Annotated in this window: 2 protein-coding genes; both read right to left on the reverse strand. The window is 62.6% G+C overall.

Features of this window, described 5'->3' with window-relative positions:
• Positions 1 to 5: 5 nt before the first annotated feature.
• Entirely contained in the window at positions 6 to 17774 is a 17769-nt protein-coding gene (locus tag FBR05_03930) for a hypothetical protein (GenBank protein MDL1871335.1), read from the reverse strand.
• The gene (locus tag FBR05_03935; GenBank protein MDL1871336.1) at positions 17758 to 21522 is read right to left on the reverse strand and encodes a hypothetical protein; all 3765 of its coding nucleotides are present in this window, start codon (positions 21520 to 21522) and stop codon (positions 17758 to 17760) included. The genes FBR05_03930 and FBR05_03935 overlap by 17 nt, the downstream gene beginning before the upstream one ends.

A 21522-nucleotide genomic window follows, 5' to 3' on the forward strand; every position in this document is an offset into this window, starting at 1 on the left:
TTTTTTCAAGGCGAAGGCAGACCGCGCTCCAGCTCGCTCATCGACACTTCCTGGATTTGCACCTTGGCGTCGGGCAGGTATTTTTTTAAAAAGTCGGTCAGCTCTTGCTTGTGGCCGGGCAGACGATCGTGATTCAGGCCGGCCTTGTCGTCGAAGGCATAGCGGATGACGACGCCGTCCACCTTGCCGGAGGCGTCGACATGGACCTCCGCCGCGGACATGCCGTAGGGATGCTGCACGTAATTACGAAATACCCGCGTGGCCGGGTCGTAAAGCAGCGGCACCGCCCTGCCTTCCCGCGCGGCCTGCAAAGCCTCGCCCGCCATGCCCGCCAAGTCGGTCGTGGAAAATAGCACGGCGGCCGACATGCGGTGCTCCTTTCCCGCCTCCGAGGCCATCGTGACCTCGCCCTTGTTCATCACCTGGGATTTCGGATTCAGGAAATACTTGGTGTGGCTGTGGATCAAAAATCTCTCGCCGGGTTTCTGCAGCAGCACGTGGTCCCATCCGCCGATCAGAAACCGGTATTCCGGCGCGTCGCCGTTCCTCACGACGGTGACCCCGACCTCTTGGTCGAAGCCGATCTTTCCGAGAAAACGCACCAGATTCAGCCCCTGAGCGCCGTCCGCCAAGGGCAGGTAGGTCTGATCTCCCCGCAGGCTCAGCAGGGCGTAATACTTCAAGTTGGGGTCCGCCGCGCGCAGGGCCTGCTCGGCGCGCGGGGTCCGCGCCAGGATTTCCTCGCGGAGAACTTTCTGAGCCTCGGCGAAATCGACGACCTTTAGTCCCATCCCTCGAGCCACGAAATTCACCAGCGCCTCCCGCTCCCGCGGGCTGGGCTCGCCGAACAAGGGTTTTCCTAGGTCCCGATTCACGAGCGAGCGCAGGTAGCGGTACTGAGCGTCGTAGACCGGGATCAAGGCGCCCGACCGCTTGGGGTTGGGCCTCTGGAGGGCCTCGCCGGTGAAGGGATTGGTCTTGCGCTCCAATTCCTCGGGATAGAGGCGGCCGTATTCGGCGACGAAGGCCACCATATATTCCTCGATCGCCTCGCGGACCTGGCGCGGCAACTTCTGCGGGTCCATGCCCCGCTCCGTCACCAGCCAAGCGAGCTCCTGGATTTCGACGGTCGAGAATCGCTTCGCGGAGCCCTGCACCTCGCCGGCGTCGGAGAGCTTCCGCAACATCGCCGAACGGCGATCGTCCATCCTCTTGGAAAAATCGACGAGCTCGCGACTGGGCGCCGGCGGCATCGCGGGCGGCGCGAGGTGCGACGGCCGGCCGCCGCTACCCACCCCGCCGGCATCCCGCGGATCGATGCCGCCGCGACCTGCCGGGCCGTCCGACGGGCGAAGCGGATCGTGGCTGTAGCCGATCAGGCTGAAATTGTCGGTCTTGTAATGATCCACCGGCAGCGCCGCGTCGGGCGAATCGTAGACCCGGCCTCCGACGTCGATGTACATCGTGGTCGCGTGCCGCACCTGCCCTTGGGCGTCCGTATAAAGAATTCCCTCCGGGCGGTCGAAGCGATACAAGCCGGGGATCGCCTCGGGGAGCGCTCCAGCACGCGCCTGGGACAGGACTTCCATCCGGTAATGGGTCTCCGCGGTGAGGATTTGAACGGCCTCCTCCGAGTTCCGCGCGCCCCGGATCAATTCGAGGACGACCTTGGTCGATCCGAAGTTTTCCCAAAACCCGTCCGAGCCCAGCAGCGCCATGTCGCCGTCGCGCAGGGCGATCCCCCGCGAGAAGATCTCGCCCGCCGGGCTGGTGCCGGTGGGATCGGCGGGATTGGGGACCTCCCCGTCCTGGGTTCCCTTGGGCCGAGCAGAGGACTCGCCGCCCAGCGAGTTGGTGACTACATTGGCTTGGGGATGCGTCGACATCGCCAGGGTGCGCCGTCCGCCTCCCCAATCGTAATCCCGTCCAGGCTCCACCTTCCCGGGTTGGTTGGGGAGACCCTCGTCGACGGTGCGGTAGACCCATTGCCAAGCGCCCTGGGCGTCCCGGCGCAAGATCGCGCCGCGGGCGTCTCCGATCCAAGAAAATTTCGCGACGTGGGGATCGCCGGCCTGCTTGGGCGGCTCGATCCTGAGCTGCACGGCGACGGCGCCCGATCCCGACCCCATTTTGCCGTCGAGCTGCGTGGCCGGGTCGGCGATCAGCTGCCGCGCCGCGGCCATGGCGCCCTCGCGGCCCAAGCCCTCCTCCATCGCCCCGTTGAAGCGCCGCACCGCCGCGTTGGCCAATTGCCAGGCCCGATCCGAATCCCCGCTACGCGGGATCTCGGTCGCAAAGGCCTCGGTGACCAAAAGCGCCGCCGCGTCGCCGTTGCCGTGTCCGCCCATGCCGTCGACGTCGAGCAAGACGGTCTCGCCGGCGGGGCCGCGCACGGTCATCACCGCGTCCTCGTTGGGACGGGAGTAGCCCTTGCCCTGGGTCGTGGCGATCGCGATGGCGCCGCGATTCGCGTCGGCGGGAAAATGGGCCACCGGGACGCGCCACGCGAAATCGACGTTGCCCGCGACGATCTTCATCTGCGGATCCTGGTCGCCGTGGGTAAAGAGCGGTTCGACGAAATCCACCGCGGCGCCGCGGGCGGCCGCATCGATGTCTGTGGGCAGGTGCAACCCCAGTCTCGCACTGAGGCCGACAACTTCCTCCGTCAATACCGGGACGCCGTCCCGAATTTGAAAGTCGGCGAATCCCACCGAGAAGCGGTCGCCCTCCCCCATCTCGATCCAACCGTCGGGACGCGGCGCCTTGGGGCTGAAGAAGGCATCCCGAACCTCGTGGGCCTCGGGGAGTTCGGCTGGGTAATAAAGCCAACGGTCCCCCTCGCGGCGCAATTTTCCCCAAAAAGACGTCTGGACTCGATTGGCGCCATCGTCCACCACCACACCGAGGCCGGCCTGGGGATGGATCTTGTCCTGCGCTCCGACGAAGAGATTGATCTCTTCGACCTGGGGCGCGAGAAGGGGGAGCGGAATCTCGTTTCGAGCCAGGCCTTCCGAGAAGGCGGTCCAACCGGCGGGGTCCGGGAGAGCCGCTTGGGAATCCTCCGACAGCGGTCGAGAGACCCCTTTGCCCTTGAAACCCGGCGGAAAAGCGCTCCCCCCGCCGCCGTGCAGGACGTCGACGTGAGATCCTGTATCCAGATGCCTCACGAATTCCGGCAGCGAGGCGGGATCGTACTGGAAGCGCAGCGTCTCGCCGGAGGCCGAGGCGAGAACCAGCTGCCCGGAGGTTTCGTCGACGGAAACCACGCTGAGTTTCCGGTAGCCGGTAAAAGGATAGCCGAAGACCCCTTCCTGATGCGGGATCAGGACGGCTCCGGGAAGCGAGCGATCCCCGGTGTCCAAGACGCCGGAGACGGATTGGGCTCCGCTGCTGCCCTCCGCCCTCGCGGTCAGGCCGCCGACCGGCGCGCGCCCGCCGACCGCCGCGGCCAGAACGCCGTCATCGCCGCCCCTTGGCGCCGGAGGAGGTTCGTCGCCCGGCTTTTCCTTGGGCCGGAATACGCGGACGTTGTCGGGCTGGATCGGGAGGTCGTGACCGTCGGGGGTCGTCGCCCGGAAGGTCTCGCGGTAGGTGAACTTGATGGGAAGACCCCGACCGTCCGGGCCGACGCCGTAGGTCATCGACTGCGCGGCGATATAGGTACGAAGCACTTGGTACAAGGGATGGTCGACCAGCAGTCCCGACTCAGCGATGGCCTGGCCGCGGGCATAACCGGCCAATTCGATCTCGACGGTGAGCTGGCCGCTGGCCGGGTCCTGAATCAGGCGGTAGCCGGTGACCTGCTCGGTCCCCGCGAAATGGGGGTAGGTCGATTCGTTGAGCTGCCCCAATAGCTTCTTGTTTCGGTCGGCCTCGGCCCGGCTCATCCGGCCTTCCTTCACGGCCTGGTCGAAGGCCTTCGCGTGCTTGGCCTGGATCTTCTCGACCTCCCGCTTTCGTCCCGCCTCGTCCATCGCCTGGAAATCCGCCTCTTGCCCCCGTAGATACATCTCCTTCAAGGCGACCATCAGGGGCCGATTGAGCTGGATTTGCCGCATCCGGCGGTTGGTCAGGTCGAGGTTGTCGGCCATGCGGATGACAAAGAGGAAGGGGTTTTCCTTCTCGCTGGCGCGCAGGTATTCGGCCTTGCCCGGCTTGTCGGCGCCGTGGCGGTCGATGGCGAGGAAGATCTCATTGAAGAGCGGATCGTCGGACTTGATGCCGAAGACCTTCTCCATGTGGCCGGCGAATTCCTGCCGAAACAGGTTTCCGCTGTATTCGGCGTGCTTCCCTTTGCTGTCGTCCTTATGCAGGCAACCGTAGCCGGTGTCGTGGAAGATGCCGATGAACTTGACCAGCTCGCGGGCCACCACCTCGGCGCGGTCGCCGTATTTCGGCTTAAGCTTGGCGACGATGGCCTCGCGCACCGGGCCGGCCGACTCGAAAATCATCGCCGAGTCGTTCATCACCGTCAGCGAGTGATTCCAGCCGTGCGGCGTATAGGGCAAATGAGTGTCCTTGACGTCTTGGGTGCGCAGGGTCTTCCAGAGGTCGTTGACAAAGGCCTCGATGTCGACCTTCGCCGCATTGGGGAAGGCCTTCTGGTAGGCCGACAGGAGGTTCTTCTTTTCCTTGGCGACTGTCACGTAGAGCTCGGCCCGCTCCAGGTTGTCCTTCGGCGTCCAGGGAAAATGATCGTGGGTCGCCGGATCGATGCCGAACATGGCGAGGAACTCGGCGCCAGCCTCGGTATGCGTGGGATGGTAAAATTCGCGCAGCGCCATCGCGGCCAGGACGTGGTCGCGTAGGCCTGGATAGCCGATCTCCTGGACGGCCTCGAGGTAGGGATAGGGATTCTCCGTCGTGAGAAGCTCCCAGACCGAAACCGACTTGCCGCCCGCCTCGAGCTTGAGGTTGGCCAGTCGGTCGACGAACATCGCCTTGGTATCGGTCAGGAAGAGGATCTCCTCGGCGCTCGCCTGTTTGAGGTAGGCGCGGACCGCCGCGGCGTGGCCTGGAAAGTTTGGGTTGGTAGCACGGTCGAGCAGGCGCGAGAGATTCTCCGACGAGGTCTCGCCCCGCTCGAGGACGGCCTCGATCTTGTCGGGCCCGAGCTCCCGAATCAAATCGACGATCGGCTTCACGTCGGGCTGAACCAGGATGCCGTCGACGTCGTAAGGCGCCGACATCAGCTCAACCAAATGTTTCGATTTAGGAGGTAATTTATCGATTTGTTTGGATAAATCCGTCGACTCAAAGAGGCCGAGGGGCTTGGCGCCGGGGACGCCGTCGGTCAAGATCGCCGAGACCTCTTTCGGGCTCAACAGGCTGCCGCCCTTCATCGGATTGGGCAGGATCACGTTGTCCTTGCCGAACCAAAGCTTTTCGAAATGGTCGCGAGGCAGCTGACCCGGCTTGAGGGGCTCGCCGGCCTTCGGCGTCAAGCCCAATGCCTCGGCCTTGGCGACCTCGGCCCGGTTCATCGCCTGCACGGCGGAAAGTAAGCCTTTTTGAGACGGCAGCTCCCGCCCGTCGGGGATGGCGACGATCTGCAGCTTGCGATCGGCCTTGATCGTCTGTCCTTCCACTGAAACCTCCAAGGGATCCTTGGATCTGACGGAAACCTGAATCGTGTCCGGAGTTCCGGAGGGAGTTACCCGCGGCAGCGCCAACCATTGTTGGAAGACGCTGTAATCGGCCAAGGCGTCCAGGTTGAAGAAACTGAGGTTGACCTCTCCCCGATGCACGGAGGCGTCGGAGATCAGGGCCTTTTCGGATGCCGCCTTGGATGCCTCCTCCACCTTTCCGAAAAATTCCGCGGTGGCGGCGTCCCGCGCGGCCGGGTCGTAGACGATCTGGTCGATGGCCGCCAAGGCTTCGCCCATCACCTTTTCAGCCTTATCCGGCGCGAAGCGGTCGATGCCGACGATGCCGTTTCTCTTGAGGATCTCGCCGTACTTTTGGAATAGGGCCGCCTGCCAGCGGATCCCCTCCGGAAAGATCTCGCCGCTGCAGGCCATCTCGTCGGCCAGGGCCTTGGCCTTGGGCTCGGGCATCCCGGCCGCGATGAGCTCGGCGATTTTCTTCGTCTTCGCCTCTTCGATGTAGACGGTACCGAAGGCGCTGAAGTCCTCGAAGCGCGTCGCCTCGGCGATGGTCTTGCGCAGGGCCGGATCGGCGAGGATGCGGGCCTGGTTGCGGGCGACCCACACCGACCAGCCGCCGTCGGCCAGGTTGTCGGTGGTCGCTTCCTTGAGATTGAGCTCGCGGATCGCCGCCGCGACCTCGACGACCTGGGCCTCCTTGGGCTTGCGGACGCCGGCCTCCGCGAAACCGCGGCGGGCCGCCGCCATCGCGGCCGCATCCTTCGCGGCGGCGTCGAGGGCCTCGGCGTTGCCCTTCACCGTCTCGAGCGTCGCCTCCATCTTGCCGAGCAGCTGCTCGGTAGAATTGAGCGGATTGGCGAAACGGCCGTGATGGTCGACCGTGGCCTTGTCCAGGTGGGCGGTCTCGGGTTTGAGCGGCAGGCTGGTATCGTAGATGTGCGTGCGACCGGCCTGATGGGCGCGGGCATCGACGATCACCTGCTCGGCCCAGCGCTGGGCCTGGACCTCGGCGTCGGGACGACTTAGGCCTTTCTTGTCCACCAGGTGCTCGACGTAGCGGGCGATGCGCTCGGCGTCGGGCGCGGCCTGGGCGATCTTGTCGGCCTTCGCCTCGATGTCCTGGATCGACTTGAAGGCGGCGACTCCCGGACCCTCGGGAAGATTGGCGGTTCCGATCTGGGCGTGGGTCGCCTCGGCGTAAGGAATCCCCTCGGCCGTATGCCGCTGTCTTCGCAGGCTCTTGGCGAAGTCCGCCTCCGCCTCGGCCAAGCTCTTCTCACTTTCGGCGATCTTGGCGGGGTCTTCCCGGTTGGTCTTCATCCTCTCGACCGAAGCACGCATGACCTCTAGCTTCCGGCGCTTCTCACGGATTTGAGCGCGGAGCACCGCCTCGTCCGCGGCGGCCTTCGGGGTCAGCAGCCGGATCTTTCGATCCCCAACTGCCAGCCTCTCATCGCCGCGCAACGGCTGCGTCGTGGCCGGACGGCCGTGGCGCGAAGGCTCCAGCGTCCGGACCTCGCCGGAGGCGTCTTGGATCTTCAAGGGCTCTTTGCCGAACCAGATCGCGGTGTAAGTCCCTTGGGTGGGGTCCCATTTCACCAGCAAGTCCCCTTGGGGCAGACGGACGTGGTGGCTGTACTTTTTGTGGAAATCGATGGAGCGCGCGGCGTCCCCGTCTTGGATCACCAAATCCCCGGGCTTCAAGCCGGAGATATCCAATCCCGAAAACTTGAGCCTGGCCGACGGCTTGGCCGCCGCGGACCCGCGAAGCCCGAAGCGAATCTCTACGCGGCGCGGCTTCTCGCCCCAGATCTCGACCACGGCACGGCCGCTCTTGCCGTCGGGGCTCAAGGAGAAATCCTCGACGACGTGGAGGTCGCCGTTTTGCTTCATTTCTCCGACCAGCTTTTGAGCGGTTTTCCAGTCCCTGACCGTCGCCTCGATGCGGACGAACTTGTCGAAGGGAACTTGGCCCCAGGCCCCTTCGAAGCCCGGCAATTCCTCGGGCTTCGCGAAGACAACTTCATAGGTGAAAACCGCCTTGCCATCGGGACGGTCCCTGGCCTCGTTCAGCGCCTGAAACTCGGCCATGCCGAGGAAGGTCTCCAAGGGAAAGAGCTCGGTTTCGCGCACGCGAACCATCCAAGCGTGCTGGCCCTCCATACGATGGTAGCGCGAGGTATGGAGCTTCTTGGAGAGCTCTTCAATCGCCTCCCACTTGCGGTTCAGCTCCTTGCGACCGTCGATCGTGGGTTCCTTGCGGTAGGCCTCGACCAGCGAGTAGTATTCCTGATAGAGGCCCTTTAACCGCCCAAGATCTTTCTCGAAGGCCTTGGCCTCGGTGCCCCAGGCATCCTCGCGCTTCGTGAAATGATTTAGCGTCGCCTGCGTGTCGGCCCCGTGGTAGTAGTCGAAGATCTCGCCGACCTGAAACTCTCCCGCCAGCCGGCTGCCCGTCACCATACTCTTGCCCGTTTCCGGTCCCGGCTTCCGCCATTGAAAATCGATCTCTCCCAACTGCAAGCGCCGGTCGCCCGTGAGCCTCAGCCCCCCCTTGGGGACCTCGACCCAGCTGGCGCCGTCGTGGTACTTGACCGAACCCTCAACGGGAACCAGGAGAAAGCTGCCATCCCCCTGGACTTGCACCTCGAGGGTCCAAGGCTCTCCAGGGATCTTGCCGTCCCGGCTGCTCCAACGCTGGGTCTTCTTCTGGTCCGCTCGGATGCTGAAGCCGTCCAGTCCGTCGGCCGACAGCAGGAGGCCCACCGGCGGTTCGTCCGAAGATCCCTTGCCCCCTTTGTCGTCCCCCTTCGAGCCCATCGGCCTCCCGGGCCCCGAATCGACGGGGCCGCGGGGATCCCCCGAGAAAGCGGCCGCCTCGAAATAGCCGTCTCCGGTCTCAGCGGGGGGCGGCTTTTGCCCCTTCCTTCCCTTGCCCTCCACCTTGGTGCCGTCCCCGGCGACAGGACGCAGCGGAATCACCTTGCCTCCGCCATCGGGCCGCACGGCTGGGGACTTTTCATCAACGGCAATGCCATCCTTTTGTGCGGCGACCCTCTCATGCCGATCCATGAGTTCCGCCATAGCATCGAAGGATTTTTGAATTTCCTTCTGACTGTCTGCGGAAAGAGTTTCGTAATTCGGAATTAGCTTCATGTCCGGAGCTTGTGGCCGCTCGGGATGACTCACTCCCTGATCGAGGTAGGCCAAATAATTCGCCACTTCAACGAAATGATCGTTAGCCGCGTCTTTGACTTCCTTGGGAAGTGAGGCGTTTTTATAAGATAAATCATGCTGAATCTCGCCCCATTCGTAATTGCCCCGGGTCATGATTTGCACTTCCACAGGAACTTTCTTGCCGTTGGGCAGCGTGTATTCAACGGCAAGGTGAATGGCCCGGTAGCCCCATTGCTTATCCCCGGCGACCAAGCGCGTAATCCGATTCCAATCGCGGATGGGTTCTCCCTTCCCGTCTTTAAGGATTTGCCCATTGGCATCCCGCACCAAACGAATCGGGTATTTATCGGTGATCGCGGCAATGACGGAATGGACGTCGGTGTAGGAATCCACCACGACGCGCGTTGCCGCAAGGTCCGTGAACGGCTCCATGGATTTCCAGCCACGGCGCATCAATTTGGATACGACGTCGGCGGGATCTTTCAGGCGCCCGTGCGGCGGAAGAATTTCCATGCCCTCGGGGCGATTCAGGAATTCATATTTCCCATGAATTTTATCCCAAACTTTCTGAGATCCCGTGAGGTCTTGCAGGTATTTCAAGAAACTGCCTTCCGCCTTATCCAGAGCCGGACTGTGTTCTTGGACCAAGGCGGTAGCGATGCGGTCCCGCTCGCCTTTATATTCGGCCAAGGCTTTTAGGTATTCGGGCGAATCCTTCGTCAGACCTTTAAGGCGCTCCTGATATCGTTTGGCCATCTCCGTAAAAGGCGTGTCGGTATTGACCAGGTAATCAACTTCGGAATGAAGCGGATTTACGGCATCCCCGCCTTTACCCACCGCCTTCGCGGGTTCGAAGGGGACATCCGGAATGGCTTCGGCGCCTTTCGAAACCGTGTAGGAGCGGATCGGAAAATCGGCGCGGTCCGACCGGGCGTCCGCCTTCATATCCTGAAAGCGCTTCATGTCGTTGTTGTCCGCGACCTTGAATTGAGCGTTTCCGAAGTCGATCAGCCGCAGCTTCTTTCCGTCCCAGAGGACGTTCTGCGGGTTCATGTCGCCGTGATAGAGCCCGGCCTCGCCGAGGCGCCGCAGGGCCGTTTCGAAATCCTTCCAGGCCTGCTCGGGGATCGCCTTGCGCTCGGCGACGCTCAAGTTCTCCAGGGTCTTGCCGGGGACCTTGCCGATCACCAGCTCGCCCGCGCCCGTGCGTCCGATCAAGGCCGGCGCGAAATCCGTCAAGGCGGGCTCGCGAGCGGCCATGTCCTGAACGAAAGCCAAGGCGCGCTGCTCGTTGTCGAAGGCCGTCGCCGGGTCGATCTCGCGGACGATCCCGTCCGCGGTCATCACCTTGCGCGTCTTCCCCTGCTTGGTCACGCTGCCGTCGCCGTTGTCGAAAATTTTCCCGTTGCCGCCGTCGGCGAGGACCTTGCCGGGCGTCGGCTGAGTGAAGGGCCTCAGCTCGTTGCCGCTGCGCACGTAGCGGGCGCCGTCGATCTCGAGGGTGTCTCCCGCCCGAATCTGCAGGATGTCGTCCGACTCCAGCCGAAGCTCGCGACCGTTGTGCTTAAGCGAGACGGGATCCTTGGCGTCGGGAAACTCCAAGGTCAGGCTGCCTTGCTTGTCCGTCTTGAGGACGCCCCCGCCCAGCTTGGCCTCCTGACCGCCGTCGCCGGTCGGCTTCCAGGCGAGAGGTTCTTCGGCGGCCCGCGACGCGGCCTTGTCGTCCACGCGCGTGTCTCCGGCATAGGCGGCGGCTTGGTCCTGTCCGTCGTCGGCGGCCGGTTTGCGCCGGCCTCGACCGCTGCTGACCTGGGTGCCGTCGCCTCCGCCGGTGGGCGGAGAGGCATCCTGGTCGCGGGGCCGGGTGAGGGTCGGTGAGTCGCCCGGAACGGCGACGTCCGGCTTGGCCGTTTCGGGGACCGGCACATATCGAACACTCATTCGTCCGATTCCTTGGACATCCAGGGCTATGTCGCCATTGGCCAACCGCGTGGCCAAGGCCCAGGCCTGGTCGGTCGAAATATTGCCGGCAAGAATTTCGTGGAAGACGGCCGCCTCCACCGCGGGGAGATCGGTGGCAGGGATGTGCCTCTTCAGCGTGGGCTGAACCGCCAGAAAGAGTTCCTTGGCCTTGTCGAGCGGGACCTTGCCTTCCATCGCGGCGCGGAGGATCATCTCGGCGTAGTCGGTCCGGTCTTGCTTCGAACGAAGGTGCCTGCCCAGCTTCAGGTCTCGGGCGAGCTTTACGGCGTCTCGGCCCCGAACCCGAAGCCCGCGTTCGGTCAAGGCGCCCTTGACCGTCTGTCTTTGCGCCGCTTGGCTGTCCGGCGGAACTCGCTCGGTGAAAAGCTTTCCATCTTCGAATTTAAGGATAACTTCGCCGTTGCCAACTTCCTTGAGCAGATAATTAAAACTGGCGAGATCGAAGCCCTTCTCCATCATCCATTCCACTAAATGCAGCTTGGCCGCGGGATCCGTGATGTGGTTAGCCGCGAGCAGGGTGTCCATGCTGCTGCCGAGAAACGGTCCCTGATTCGCGGCGCCGTCGAGTAGCGTCAGGACTTGGGCGGGGTCTTTCCCGGCCTCCAGGGCTCGACCCAAAAAGGCCTCCCTCAGGCGTTGACCCGCGACCGTCTTGCTGCCGCCGGGCCCCAGGATCCCGTCGATGGCCACGTTCAATTTCTCGGCGATCTTTGGGGACAGCTCGACCATCTCCTGCATTTTTTTCCGGGCCAAGGCGGGATCTTTCCAACGGCTCATGGCCCAAAGCATCAGATGGCCGTTCATGGCATCCCGGTCGCTCTTGGAAAAGCCGTCCTTGGGCAAAAGATCCGCGGCGACGCGATCCAGGCCCGAGACCTCCCCTATTTGTTTGGCGAATTCCCTCAAGTCTTTGCCGCTGAGATTTTCCTTGGCTGCATGGAGGAACCATTGCATCCGGGCAGCTTCGAAGCCGTCGCCCTTGGTCATGCCGCCGATCTTCAAAACCTCGAGGATGCCGTCGTTCAGATTCCCCACTTCTTTGGCCAGCTCGTTGGAGCTCAGCGGCTTGCCGCGTTTTTGAGCCAAGGCGTCGGCATAATGCGGGAGAAAGGCGACCATGGCCTCGGCCGCGGGATGCTTGCCTGGGATATGCAATTTAGCCATGCTGGCGGCGAGATACATCTTTTGATCCGCCTTGCGGTCCATCGCATCCATACGGCCGCCGGTCAGAGCGTTCACGCCCTTGTGGGCGGCCAACATCTGCAGATCCATGGCGAGATTCTGCAAAAACATCAGACCCAAGGGCGCATTGTCGTCTTCGAGCAGTCCTGTTTTTTTATTGATGATACCGCCCAGGGTGAAAGCGCTGGCGTTCAACAGACGGTGACCCGTCCAAAGGCCGACCTGTCCGGCGCGGTTGACGACGAATTTCCCTTGGCTCTTGAGCAGAGCGGCTTCGGCTTGGCCGGCGACCTTAAACCAAGGAATATGCTCGGCCCGTTTCCCGATCACGGACATCAGTTTTCCGGAACCGTGCACCAGGGCAAAGGGCGCGATCCCCACCAACATTTCGTGCCAAAAACGATCCATGCTGAATCGATTGGTCCCGGTGACCGCGGATTCCATCAGCATGCTGCCGACGGCGAAACCGGCGTTGTCCGCCATCGCCACGAAGACGAATCCGGTCATACGAAAACCCGCGGAACCCGCGATCCGCGCCGCCCAGCCCGCCCGAGCCACCCCGCGGGCGGTCATCGCGGCCCATCCGATTTTGGCGCCGGCACTGAAAATGCGCCCGACGCCGAAGGAGCCTATCGTCGTGATCGCGCTGACGAAGGCGTCGCCGTAGCGCCCCTCGATGATGGCGGGAACGATCAGGATGTCCTTGACGGCTTTCCAAATGGCGTCCTTCTGGGCCTTCCATTTGGCGGCGTCGGGGATGCGGTTTTTCACCAATTCCTTGGCCTGTTTCGAGACGAAGGGATCGTCCATCAAACCGGCGGCGATATTCATCGCGAAATCGAAGTCCTCCCGGCTCAGCAGTTTTTCCGCCAGCTTCAGGGTCTCGCCCGCCATCTGCACGTCGCTTAAGGCCGGATTGGCCATGGTCTTAATGTAGGCCATGGTATCCTGACCCCGCCCCGTGCTTTCCAATAAGACGAAGACGGAGACATACCGGGAATCTCCGCGGAGTTTGTCGATCGCCTCTTGGAGGGTCCGGCATTCTCCGCTTTCACAAAGGCGCTGCGCCTCGGTGAGAAAGGCCTGCGCCTCCTCCCGAAATTTATTGGCCTCCTCCATTTTCCCCGACAATAGGTATTCCGCGCTGTCCCGGTTGGGGCCGTAGCGTTTGTCGACCTCCGCCATCAGGAGCCCCGAGAGAAACTCCATCGGATAGCCGACCCGCTGCTTAAATTGAATCCCGTCGATGCCGGCGAGAAACTGTTTAGCAACCGTGTTGCCCTGAATTTCCGAAAGCAGCTTTTTGGCCTCGTCCAGATTGCCGTCGATCATCTGGATCTTCGCCCGGGCCATGACGGCGGTCTCGTGCAGCGCCTGATCCGCCTTGGTCTCGGTCTTGGCGCCCGGATCCAGGTCGGCGATTTTTTGCAGGTATTTCTTGGCCGAGGCGTCCATCCCGGAGTTTTCGTAGATCTGCGAAAGAATGAGATAATCCCCGGCGCGCTGGGCGGGTTCTTGGGTCTCCACATGCGCCACAATGGGCGCCAAGGATTCGTCCATCCTTGCTTCCAGACCCAGTTGGCCGAACATGCCGGCGGCCTCCATCCCGGCCTCGAAGCGCTTATCCAAGGGAAGGTCGGCGTTTCGCGACTCCGCCAGCTTCTGGTGGGCCTGGACGTCGACCTGGGCGAAGGCGTGAAACGACGCCCCGCCCATCACCGAGATGAAATCCACGTCCCCGTTTTTCAGGGCTTCGTCGAAGCGGACCTGATAATCGGCTTGGACCTTGGCCCGGGTCGCCTTGACGCCGACATCGATGGGTTCAAACTTTCCGATCCCGATCAGATATTGCTGGATCATCGCCTCTTGAGTTGCGGCGCTCCCCTGATACATCGTTCGGATCTTGTCGATCTCCTGCCATTCCTGTTGGGTGATTCCCTTGTAATGGGACTCCTCAACCTTGATCCCTAGGCGGGCCGCATCCTCGGCCCGCTTCATGTAATAACCGACGATGCCTTCTTCGATCCTTGTGGAAAGACCGTGGCTCTGGCTGGTGGCCACGATGTAGTGCATGTTCTCGGGGAGTTGATGATAGAAGGCGTAGGAATGCTCCTCGATCAGGGCCTTGCCCAACTCGGCGATAGCCTTGGTCTGAGTCTCGAGGTTGGGCGGGGCGCCGGCCTGGTCATGTTGCCATTCCCTGGTGTTCTTAACCTCGTCCGAAACCGCGGGCTCCACCTTGTGCATGATGGGGTCGTCGCCGGTGGTGAAATTTTTATTGAACAGGGCCGTCGTGGCGGCCATTTGCCGGTATTGTTCGACCCGAAATTCCAAGGGTAGATCCGGATTCGCCTCCAGATTTCTCCGCCAAAGATCGAGGTGCTTGAGTAATCTTCTTCCCACCTCTTTACGCACCTCGGGCTTCGAGAGATCCTGGGTTGCCATCAGCGCAAGGTCGGCCTCCACCAAGGCCGCATTTTGACGCAGGGTGGCTTGCCTTTCCTCCGGTTTGTAGAGACTGAACTCCGGACCGTAGGACTTCATTTCCCGTTCCGTAGAGCTTTCCAGCAAAGGCACCCGGGATTCGATGGCCACTTCGAGGTAGTCTCGCCCTTCCTTGAGTTTTTTATCGACCTCCGCCACGTTCAGCGAATCGCGGTCCCATTCAAAAAATGCCCGCGCCGCAACCAGGCCCTGGACTTCCTCCGTCGAGACCACAAAGCAATCCCCTTGCAGGGAGCGGGCTAAACGTCGCGCATCGTTCAAAACTTGATTTTCATAAGTTTCTTCGCCGGGCTTCGGCCTGAGACCCGTGCCGCGCAGGGCTAGGGCCATCTGCTGGTTTAAATTAAGGAGCTCGATGTTTCCAAGCGTCTCGTTGACTTCACGAACGTGGATGGATTGCTGGGCATAGTTTCTAAATTGTTCGATCAGTTGACTGACCTTGGGCTCATTGCCCAGCTCCGCATAAAGCTTGAGGGCCTGGAGCCCGGCCTCCAAATCCCCGGCCGGGTCAGGATGAAGTGTGGATTCATCGTATCGCTTCTCCAAGACCTTGGCCTGTTCATTTTTCTCAAAATATATCTTGAGGCCTTGCTCGGAGATATAAGGCGTGAGCAATTTTAGTTTAGTGACGTCAAAGCCCTCATCGTACTGGCGGAGCAATTGATCGAAGGCGCTTTGGTCCCAAGCGGGACCTCCCGTTTTCTCGTAATTCGCTCGAAGGTTTTTCTGGAATTCCGGATCCCGGATAATTCCCTTCATCTTTTTGAGGATGGCCTCTTGGGGCTCAAAGACGCCTCCCGCGACTTGGGTCGTGGGTATTTTCAGGTTGAGCTCCCAGGTGGCGTTCCAGTTTTCTAAAAAGAGCTGAGGGTTTCGCGCCAATACATCGGCGTTCTGACCGACGATCCGCTCCCAAGCCTCGAAGTCGCGGACGATATGGTCGTAGTCCAGGAGTCCCAACTCCAAATCGATCTGGATCACTAGGCGGATTTGAGAGAGCTGGGCCTTAGGGTCGACGCATTTGTCCTTCGGCTCCAGGTTGGCAAGCAGGTCCTGGCGCAACTCCTTCATCTCGGCGTCCAGGGCGTCCAACTCGGCTTGGTAGGTGCCCTTTTTCCCGGCATATCCGATCGACTTGAGGTGGGCGCTATGCTCCTCCGCCTGTTGGGCGTCCGCTTTGGCCTTTTCGAACACATCCGTCACCGGCTTCACCACTTGGCCAAGACCGGTAGGGCCCAAAAATACATCTTTTGCCAGCGAGGCCATGGAGGTCGCGTCGTCGAGTTTTTCGGGTTCCTTGGGCAGCACCCCGACATAGACCATGGTCCCCTGCGCTTCATTGTATTGGACGCGGAGCTGATAGAACTCCCGGACCATCTTCTGGTCCTCAAAGCGTTCGGATTTCGAGGCCTCCGGGAACGATTTTAAGACGAGACTCAATGCCTCAAGTTTGGCCAGACTCTCTTGGGCCAGCTTTTGCTCGGCCTCGCCGGTCTCGTAAGCGAAGCGTTTGAAGTTATCCACCTCCGTCTGATACTCCGCACGCACCTGTTTGCGATAACGCGCCGCAAAATCCCGATAATCCGCCGGCAAGGCGTCTCGCCCCGCGATATTCACCACTGCCTGGTAGTCGGCCATCGCCGACGCCCCCAAGCCCAGCTTGTCTTGGGCCTGGGCACGGAGGAGATAGGCGTCGATGTCCTTGGGATTTTTTTGGATCGCGTGGGTCGCGGCCTCCACGGCCTTTTGATAGTCCGGAACTCCCGGATCCGGGCCCGATGGGGCGCCCTCCGGAACCAAGCCCGCTTCGCGGCTGTGAATCTCGCCGGAGGCCAGGTCCAGCCGCGCTTTAAGCCGAAGGGTGCGGCCCGCCTCGTCCGCCGGCAGATCCCCGACTTTCTTAAAGGGTTCTTCCAATAGGCCCCGGGCCGTTTGGACGATGGCCTTGGCCTTCTCATGCTCCCCGCTCCGGGAGCATTGCCGGGCCTCCTCCAATTTTTCGGTCATCAGCTTTTCGGCCTTGTCGCGGGGCAGAACCTTGTAGGCAAGGTCCCAGCGCCCCTCGGCGAGATGAAGATCGGCCAAGGCCCGGCGGTCCGCGGCATTCGCCGGCTCGATGCGCAGGGCGTTTTCATAGGCTGCGACGGCGGAGGCATAGTTTTTCCTCCCGGCATGGAATTCGCCCAGCTTCCGGCTCTTTTCGGCCGAGTTGGGATCGTAATGCGCCGCGGCGGCGAGGTGTTTCGCCTTCGTCTTGTCGTCACGGGCCGCATCGGCGCGGCCCTGATGGTAGGCGGAGAGTTTTTGCGAAGCGGAGAGTTTTTCGAATTCGGCTTGCCCGGCGGCATCCTTGAATTTCGGCTTCGGAAGCTCGATTCCCAATTCCTGGACGCGAGGGTCCTTGCCGTTTTGATCCCAAAAGGCCAGGACCTGCGCCGCGGTCAGAACCCGCTCCGCACCGCTCTTCCCGGTGGGAAGCGCCCCGGCCATCAGCTCGGTCGGAATTCCCCGAGCCCGCAAGGCCTCGTAGATTCCATGAACCTCGGGATTCGTCTTGGCGTCGAAATCCAAGCGCCAAGGCTTGCCCATTTCGTCGGCGAGCATCGCCTTCTCGCGGTATTTTTGGGCCTTGGCCGCCTCGCCGTCTTTTGCCAGGTTTCGAGCCACGCCTTCAAAAAGCTCGCGGGCGTCGGCATGACGGCCTCCGCGAACCAATTCGGCGCCCACAAAATATATCGTCGGATTCTTTTTGATCCCCGCATCCGGCAAGGTCTGCAGCCAGCGGATCAGATCGGGAATCTCCTTGAGCGGGGCATTTCGCACGGCTTGCGCGGCATGTTCGCGTCCCGCCTTGGCATCTCCCTGCCGATAAAGCAGATCGGACAAATGCTTTCGCGCTTGGACGTCGCCGGGATCCAGGTCGACCGCCATACGGTAAGCCCGTTCGGCGTTTCCGATCAGGTCCCGGTAGGTCTTTTTATTACCATTGTCCCGGCCTTTGACCTGCCCGGCGCGCTTTTCAAATTCCCGGCCCTTTTCCACCAGACTTTTGGCGCCGGCCTTGGGTTCGCCGGTCAGGATGGCCTTGGCCTCCTCGTCGCCGAAGCCGAGGGCGCGGAAGGTCTTTTGCAGAACTTCGATCTGCTTTTGAATCTTGGGGGAGAACTTGTCGAAATGGCTCAGGACGTAGGCGACGATCTCCTTGCCCTCGACCTTGCCGTCGCCGTTGCGGTCGTATTCTCGCTCGGAGATCTTGGCCTCTTGCAGCCACTGGGAAAAAGTGCCGTAAAGCCCGCGATTTCCCTCAATTCCGTTGGCCATTCGCTTCCCTACCTTCCGGATACATTCTAATGACAGGCCCGCCGCCGTTGAAAGGGTATTTTAGCGACACTTCGATCAGGCCGTTGGGGGCCAGGACGACGTCCTGGACCCAGGGAAGGCCGTCGAGCTCCTCGAGGATCCGCCCGCGGCGGCCGGCCGGATAGGTCGCCAGGCCCTCTTCGACGGGTTTCAGACCCAAATGGTTGTCCGCGGCGAAGCTGTCCTCAAAGGAGCGCTGCGCCTCCAAGGTCTCGCCGAACTTTGCATAGATCTCGCCGCGAAGCCCCTCGAGCCGCGCCTCCAGGATCGCCGATTCCTGACGCCTTTGGACCTGCTGCTGCAAGAAGCCGAGGGCGCCGCGATAGAGAGGCAGCGCGGTAGCGAGGGTGTTGCCGACCTTGAGCCCGCCCAGGAAGGTAATGCCGTGAATCCAGGCGTGCAGCGAGAAGGCCCGCTCGGCCGCGCCGAGCGGGTCGAAGCGGGACTGCTTGAGATTGGCGTAATTGCCCATCATGAACTCCCAGCCTTGGAAGGTCGCCGCCTCCGTCGCGAAGGCCCCGCCGCGCTTCGCGATCTCGGGCCAGAAGCTCTCGCCCAGCTTGGTCGCCTCTTCCAAGGCCGCCTGCCGAAGGGCGGGGTCGGCCTTCATCAGGTCCTCGGTCAAATCCCCGGCCTTCGCGATCAAGCCGCGCTCGACCATCCGGTTCGCGACGACCTTTTCCACGCGCGAGGCGAAGGCCGCGTGGAAGCGGTGGTTCGCTCCCCCAATCACTTTGAACATGGCCCAGTTGAGCAGGGTCTCCTCCGTGAACCCCCCTGGGTCCTTGGCGATGTCGACGAAGGCTTGGCCGACGCCCGAGAGCCCGTCGTAGGCCGCGCCGCGATAGACCCGGGCCGAGAGCGTGAAGACGGCCGCGTTGGTGAAGCCGGTCGCCAGCGTCCCGCCGCCCAAGGCCGCGACGCCGGCGCTGGCCAGGCCCGCGGTCAGGCCGGAGGTGACGACGATACCGATCCCCACGGTGTATTGGTTGAAACTGGAGGCGGAATGATAAACGCCGGACAGGTCGGAGTGCAGCGAGGCATTGTTAAGGCGAAGGAATTTTTTGCGCGCCGCTTCGACCTGGGCCGCATCGCCCGAATCGACCTTATCGAGGAGCTCCCGATACTTCCGCTTCATGACGGTGAAGGGCTGGGCCTGGTTCATGCGGTCCTTCCAGTCCCAATCCTCATCGATCAAGGAGGGCAGGAAGGTATAGAAGTCGCCGATGCCGTTCCAGATGTCGTCGCTCAGCTCGACCTCGTTCTCCATCGCCGCGTAGGCCTTCAGGCGCCCGTCAATCTCGGCGCGCAGCGCCTCGTGGTCGATGCGGTCCTGGACGCGGCGAAAGGACGCCGCGCGATCGCTGACCCCTTGCGACCAGGGATCGTCGGAGATCTTTTTCAGCTCGGCGGCCACGGCCTCGAGGCGCGGGGCCGGGGCGCCCTGGGCCTTCAGCAGCGCCAATTCCCTTTCCAGCAGGCCCCGCGTATGGGCCTCTTCCCAGCCCGCGGCGACGGCGTGGAGCTCTCGGAAACCGCGGAGGATCGCGTCTCCGTCTTGTTGTCCTTCCAGACTCGCCAGCCGCGACCGAAGCTCCGCCAACTCCTTCTGGAAGGCCTCCAGTCGTCCTTGGGCCTCGGTTTCGCGCGGCGTATGAACGCGCCGCCAAACTTGGTTTATCTCGATCTCCACGGACCTCCCTTCACGGTAGGCCTCGTAGGCCTGAAGGCCCACGGTCAAGAGATCGGCAAGCCCGCGTTTCCAAGCCTGACCGACCTCGCCGCGGACAGCGGCCTCTTTCGCGTCGAGCTCTCGGGCGCGCTGCACCTCGGCCTCGAGGTATTTTCGATAGGTCTCGCCGCGGCTGAGGAGAAACTTGGGAAACTCCTCGACCGCCTTAGCGCTAAGCGGAACCGGGCCCGGCGATTCGGGGAGAGCCTCGAACCACCCCTGCCCCGGGTCCCCCTCGACCCAACCGAATTCGTCGAGGCGGCGGAACAGGGCCTCGTTGTATTGAAAATCCTTGAGCGTCGCGAGGGAGTCGTCCAGCTCGCGGCGCAGGCGATAGCCCTCGTTGTTCTCCATCTGGTCTTTCCGCTCGTCCTCGACGATTTTTTCGAAGAAGCGCGCGGCCTCGGGACCGGCGTAAAGGCGCTCGCGCTTGGCGACGAAGGCCTCGAGAGCCGCGAGATCCTCGACGGGCTCCCGGTCCTCGGTGAAGCCGGTGACTTTTAGGTTGAAATAGTCGGCATAGGCCTCGAGACCCAAGACCTCCCGCTCTTCCTCGAATTTCGCCGTGGCGCGGAGGTCCGCCAGCATCTCGCGCGCGTAGGCGGCCAAAGCGGGATCTTGCCCATCGATGGAGCCAAACCAAAAGCCCTTCCCCTCGAGACGACGCAAGGTCTTGAGGACCTGCGACTCGTGAACCGCCTTCGCGCTGGGCTGCCACTCGTTTTGGTCCTTGGCCTTGAGATCCACCTCGGCGGCGAAGACAAAGGAGCTGCCCTCGGGGTAGAGACCGACGAAGGTGTCGAAGACCGCCTGTTTGCGCTTCTCCAGCTCGGCGTAGCGCTTCAGCAGGCCGACGACCTTCATCCCCTCTTCCCAATCCGCCGGGTCCTCGTGGAAGAAACCGGAAGCCAGCTTGACCTGGGCGCGTTGCCGCCAGGGTGCCGCGTTGAAACGGGCAATGGGCAGCGTATCCAACTCTTGAAGGGTCTTGAGGGCCTGCTCGGCGCGGGCCAGGCGCTGGAGGAGCGCGGGGAGCTCGCGCGGCTTCGCCGTGCGGACCCGGCCGCGCAAAGTCTCGGCCTCTTGGGCAAAGCGCTCCGGTACGCCCTCCTTCGCCGCCCGGATCTCCGCGCGCAGGGCCTCGATTCGGGCCTCGATCGCCGGGTCCCGGTCGGCGCCTTCTTTAAGGCGCACGACGTTCGCCGTGCCGTCGAAGGCCTTCTCGTCCGCCAGGCTGCCCAAGCCGCCCTGATAGGTCAGGACGAAGCGATAGTAATGCGGCTGGGGCAAGTCCTTGCGGCGGTGCAGGGCGTAGAGGTTCATCGTGCCGGCCTCCCGCAGCAGGGCCTCGGCCTCCAGGAAGTCGACTGCGGCAATCTTTCCTCGGGCCGCCTCGATCCAGGGCTCGGGACCGGATTGGATCCGGGCGAAGGCCTCTTCATAGCCGGGCTTCACGAAACAGACGCGCTGGTTGGCGGGCATCTTGGGGTCGCGGTCGCGGAGGTAGATCCGAAGCGCCGTGTGCAGTTCGCCGGCCTGCTCGGCCCAGAGGCCGACTTTCAAGTCCCATTCCAACTTGGCCTGCGGATCGGCGAAACCCTGGGCGCGGCGCTCCAGGCCTATCGCCAGGGCCTTGGCGAAGTCCTTTTGACCGGCGTAGCGGGCGGAGAGTTTTTCCAGGAGGGTGCCGTCGCGAGAGCCCGCTTGGTAAGCCCGCTCCAGCGCGAGACCCTCGGTATTGGGCTTGGCGGCCCCGACCGCGCCGCGCAATCGCGGCGTCTTCGTCGTATGCCGCGAAGTCCCCGGGGCGTAGACGCCGCGGGCGCTTCGAGCTTGGACGGATGGCAAGCGGCGGTGGCCGCTTTCGTGGAAAGCGGTGGAGCTGAAGCCCCCCCGCGTCGCAGGTTGAGGCGCACCCGACGCCTTCTCCGCATCGAGAAACCAAGTCCAGGGGACGAGGTTTAGATTTCCCGGCAA

The sequence above is a fragment of the Deltaproteobacteria bacterium PRO3 genome (genome assembly GCA_030263375.1).
Classification (GTDB): Bacteria; UBA10199; UBA10199; order DSSB01; family DSSB01; genus DSSB01.

Bases quoted from the DNA above. Each gene is read 5' to 3' on its own strand.
- FBR05_03930 (MDL1871335.1), bottom strand. From the start codon at position 17,774: ATGGCCAACGGAATTGAGGGAAATCGCGGGCTTTACGGCACTTTTTCC.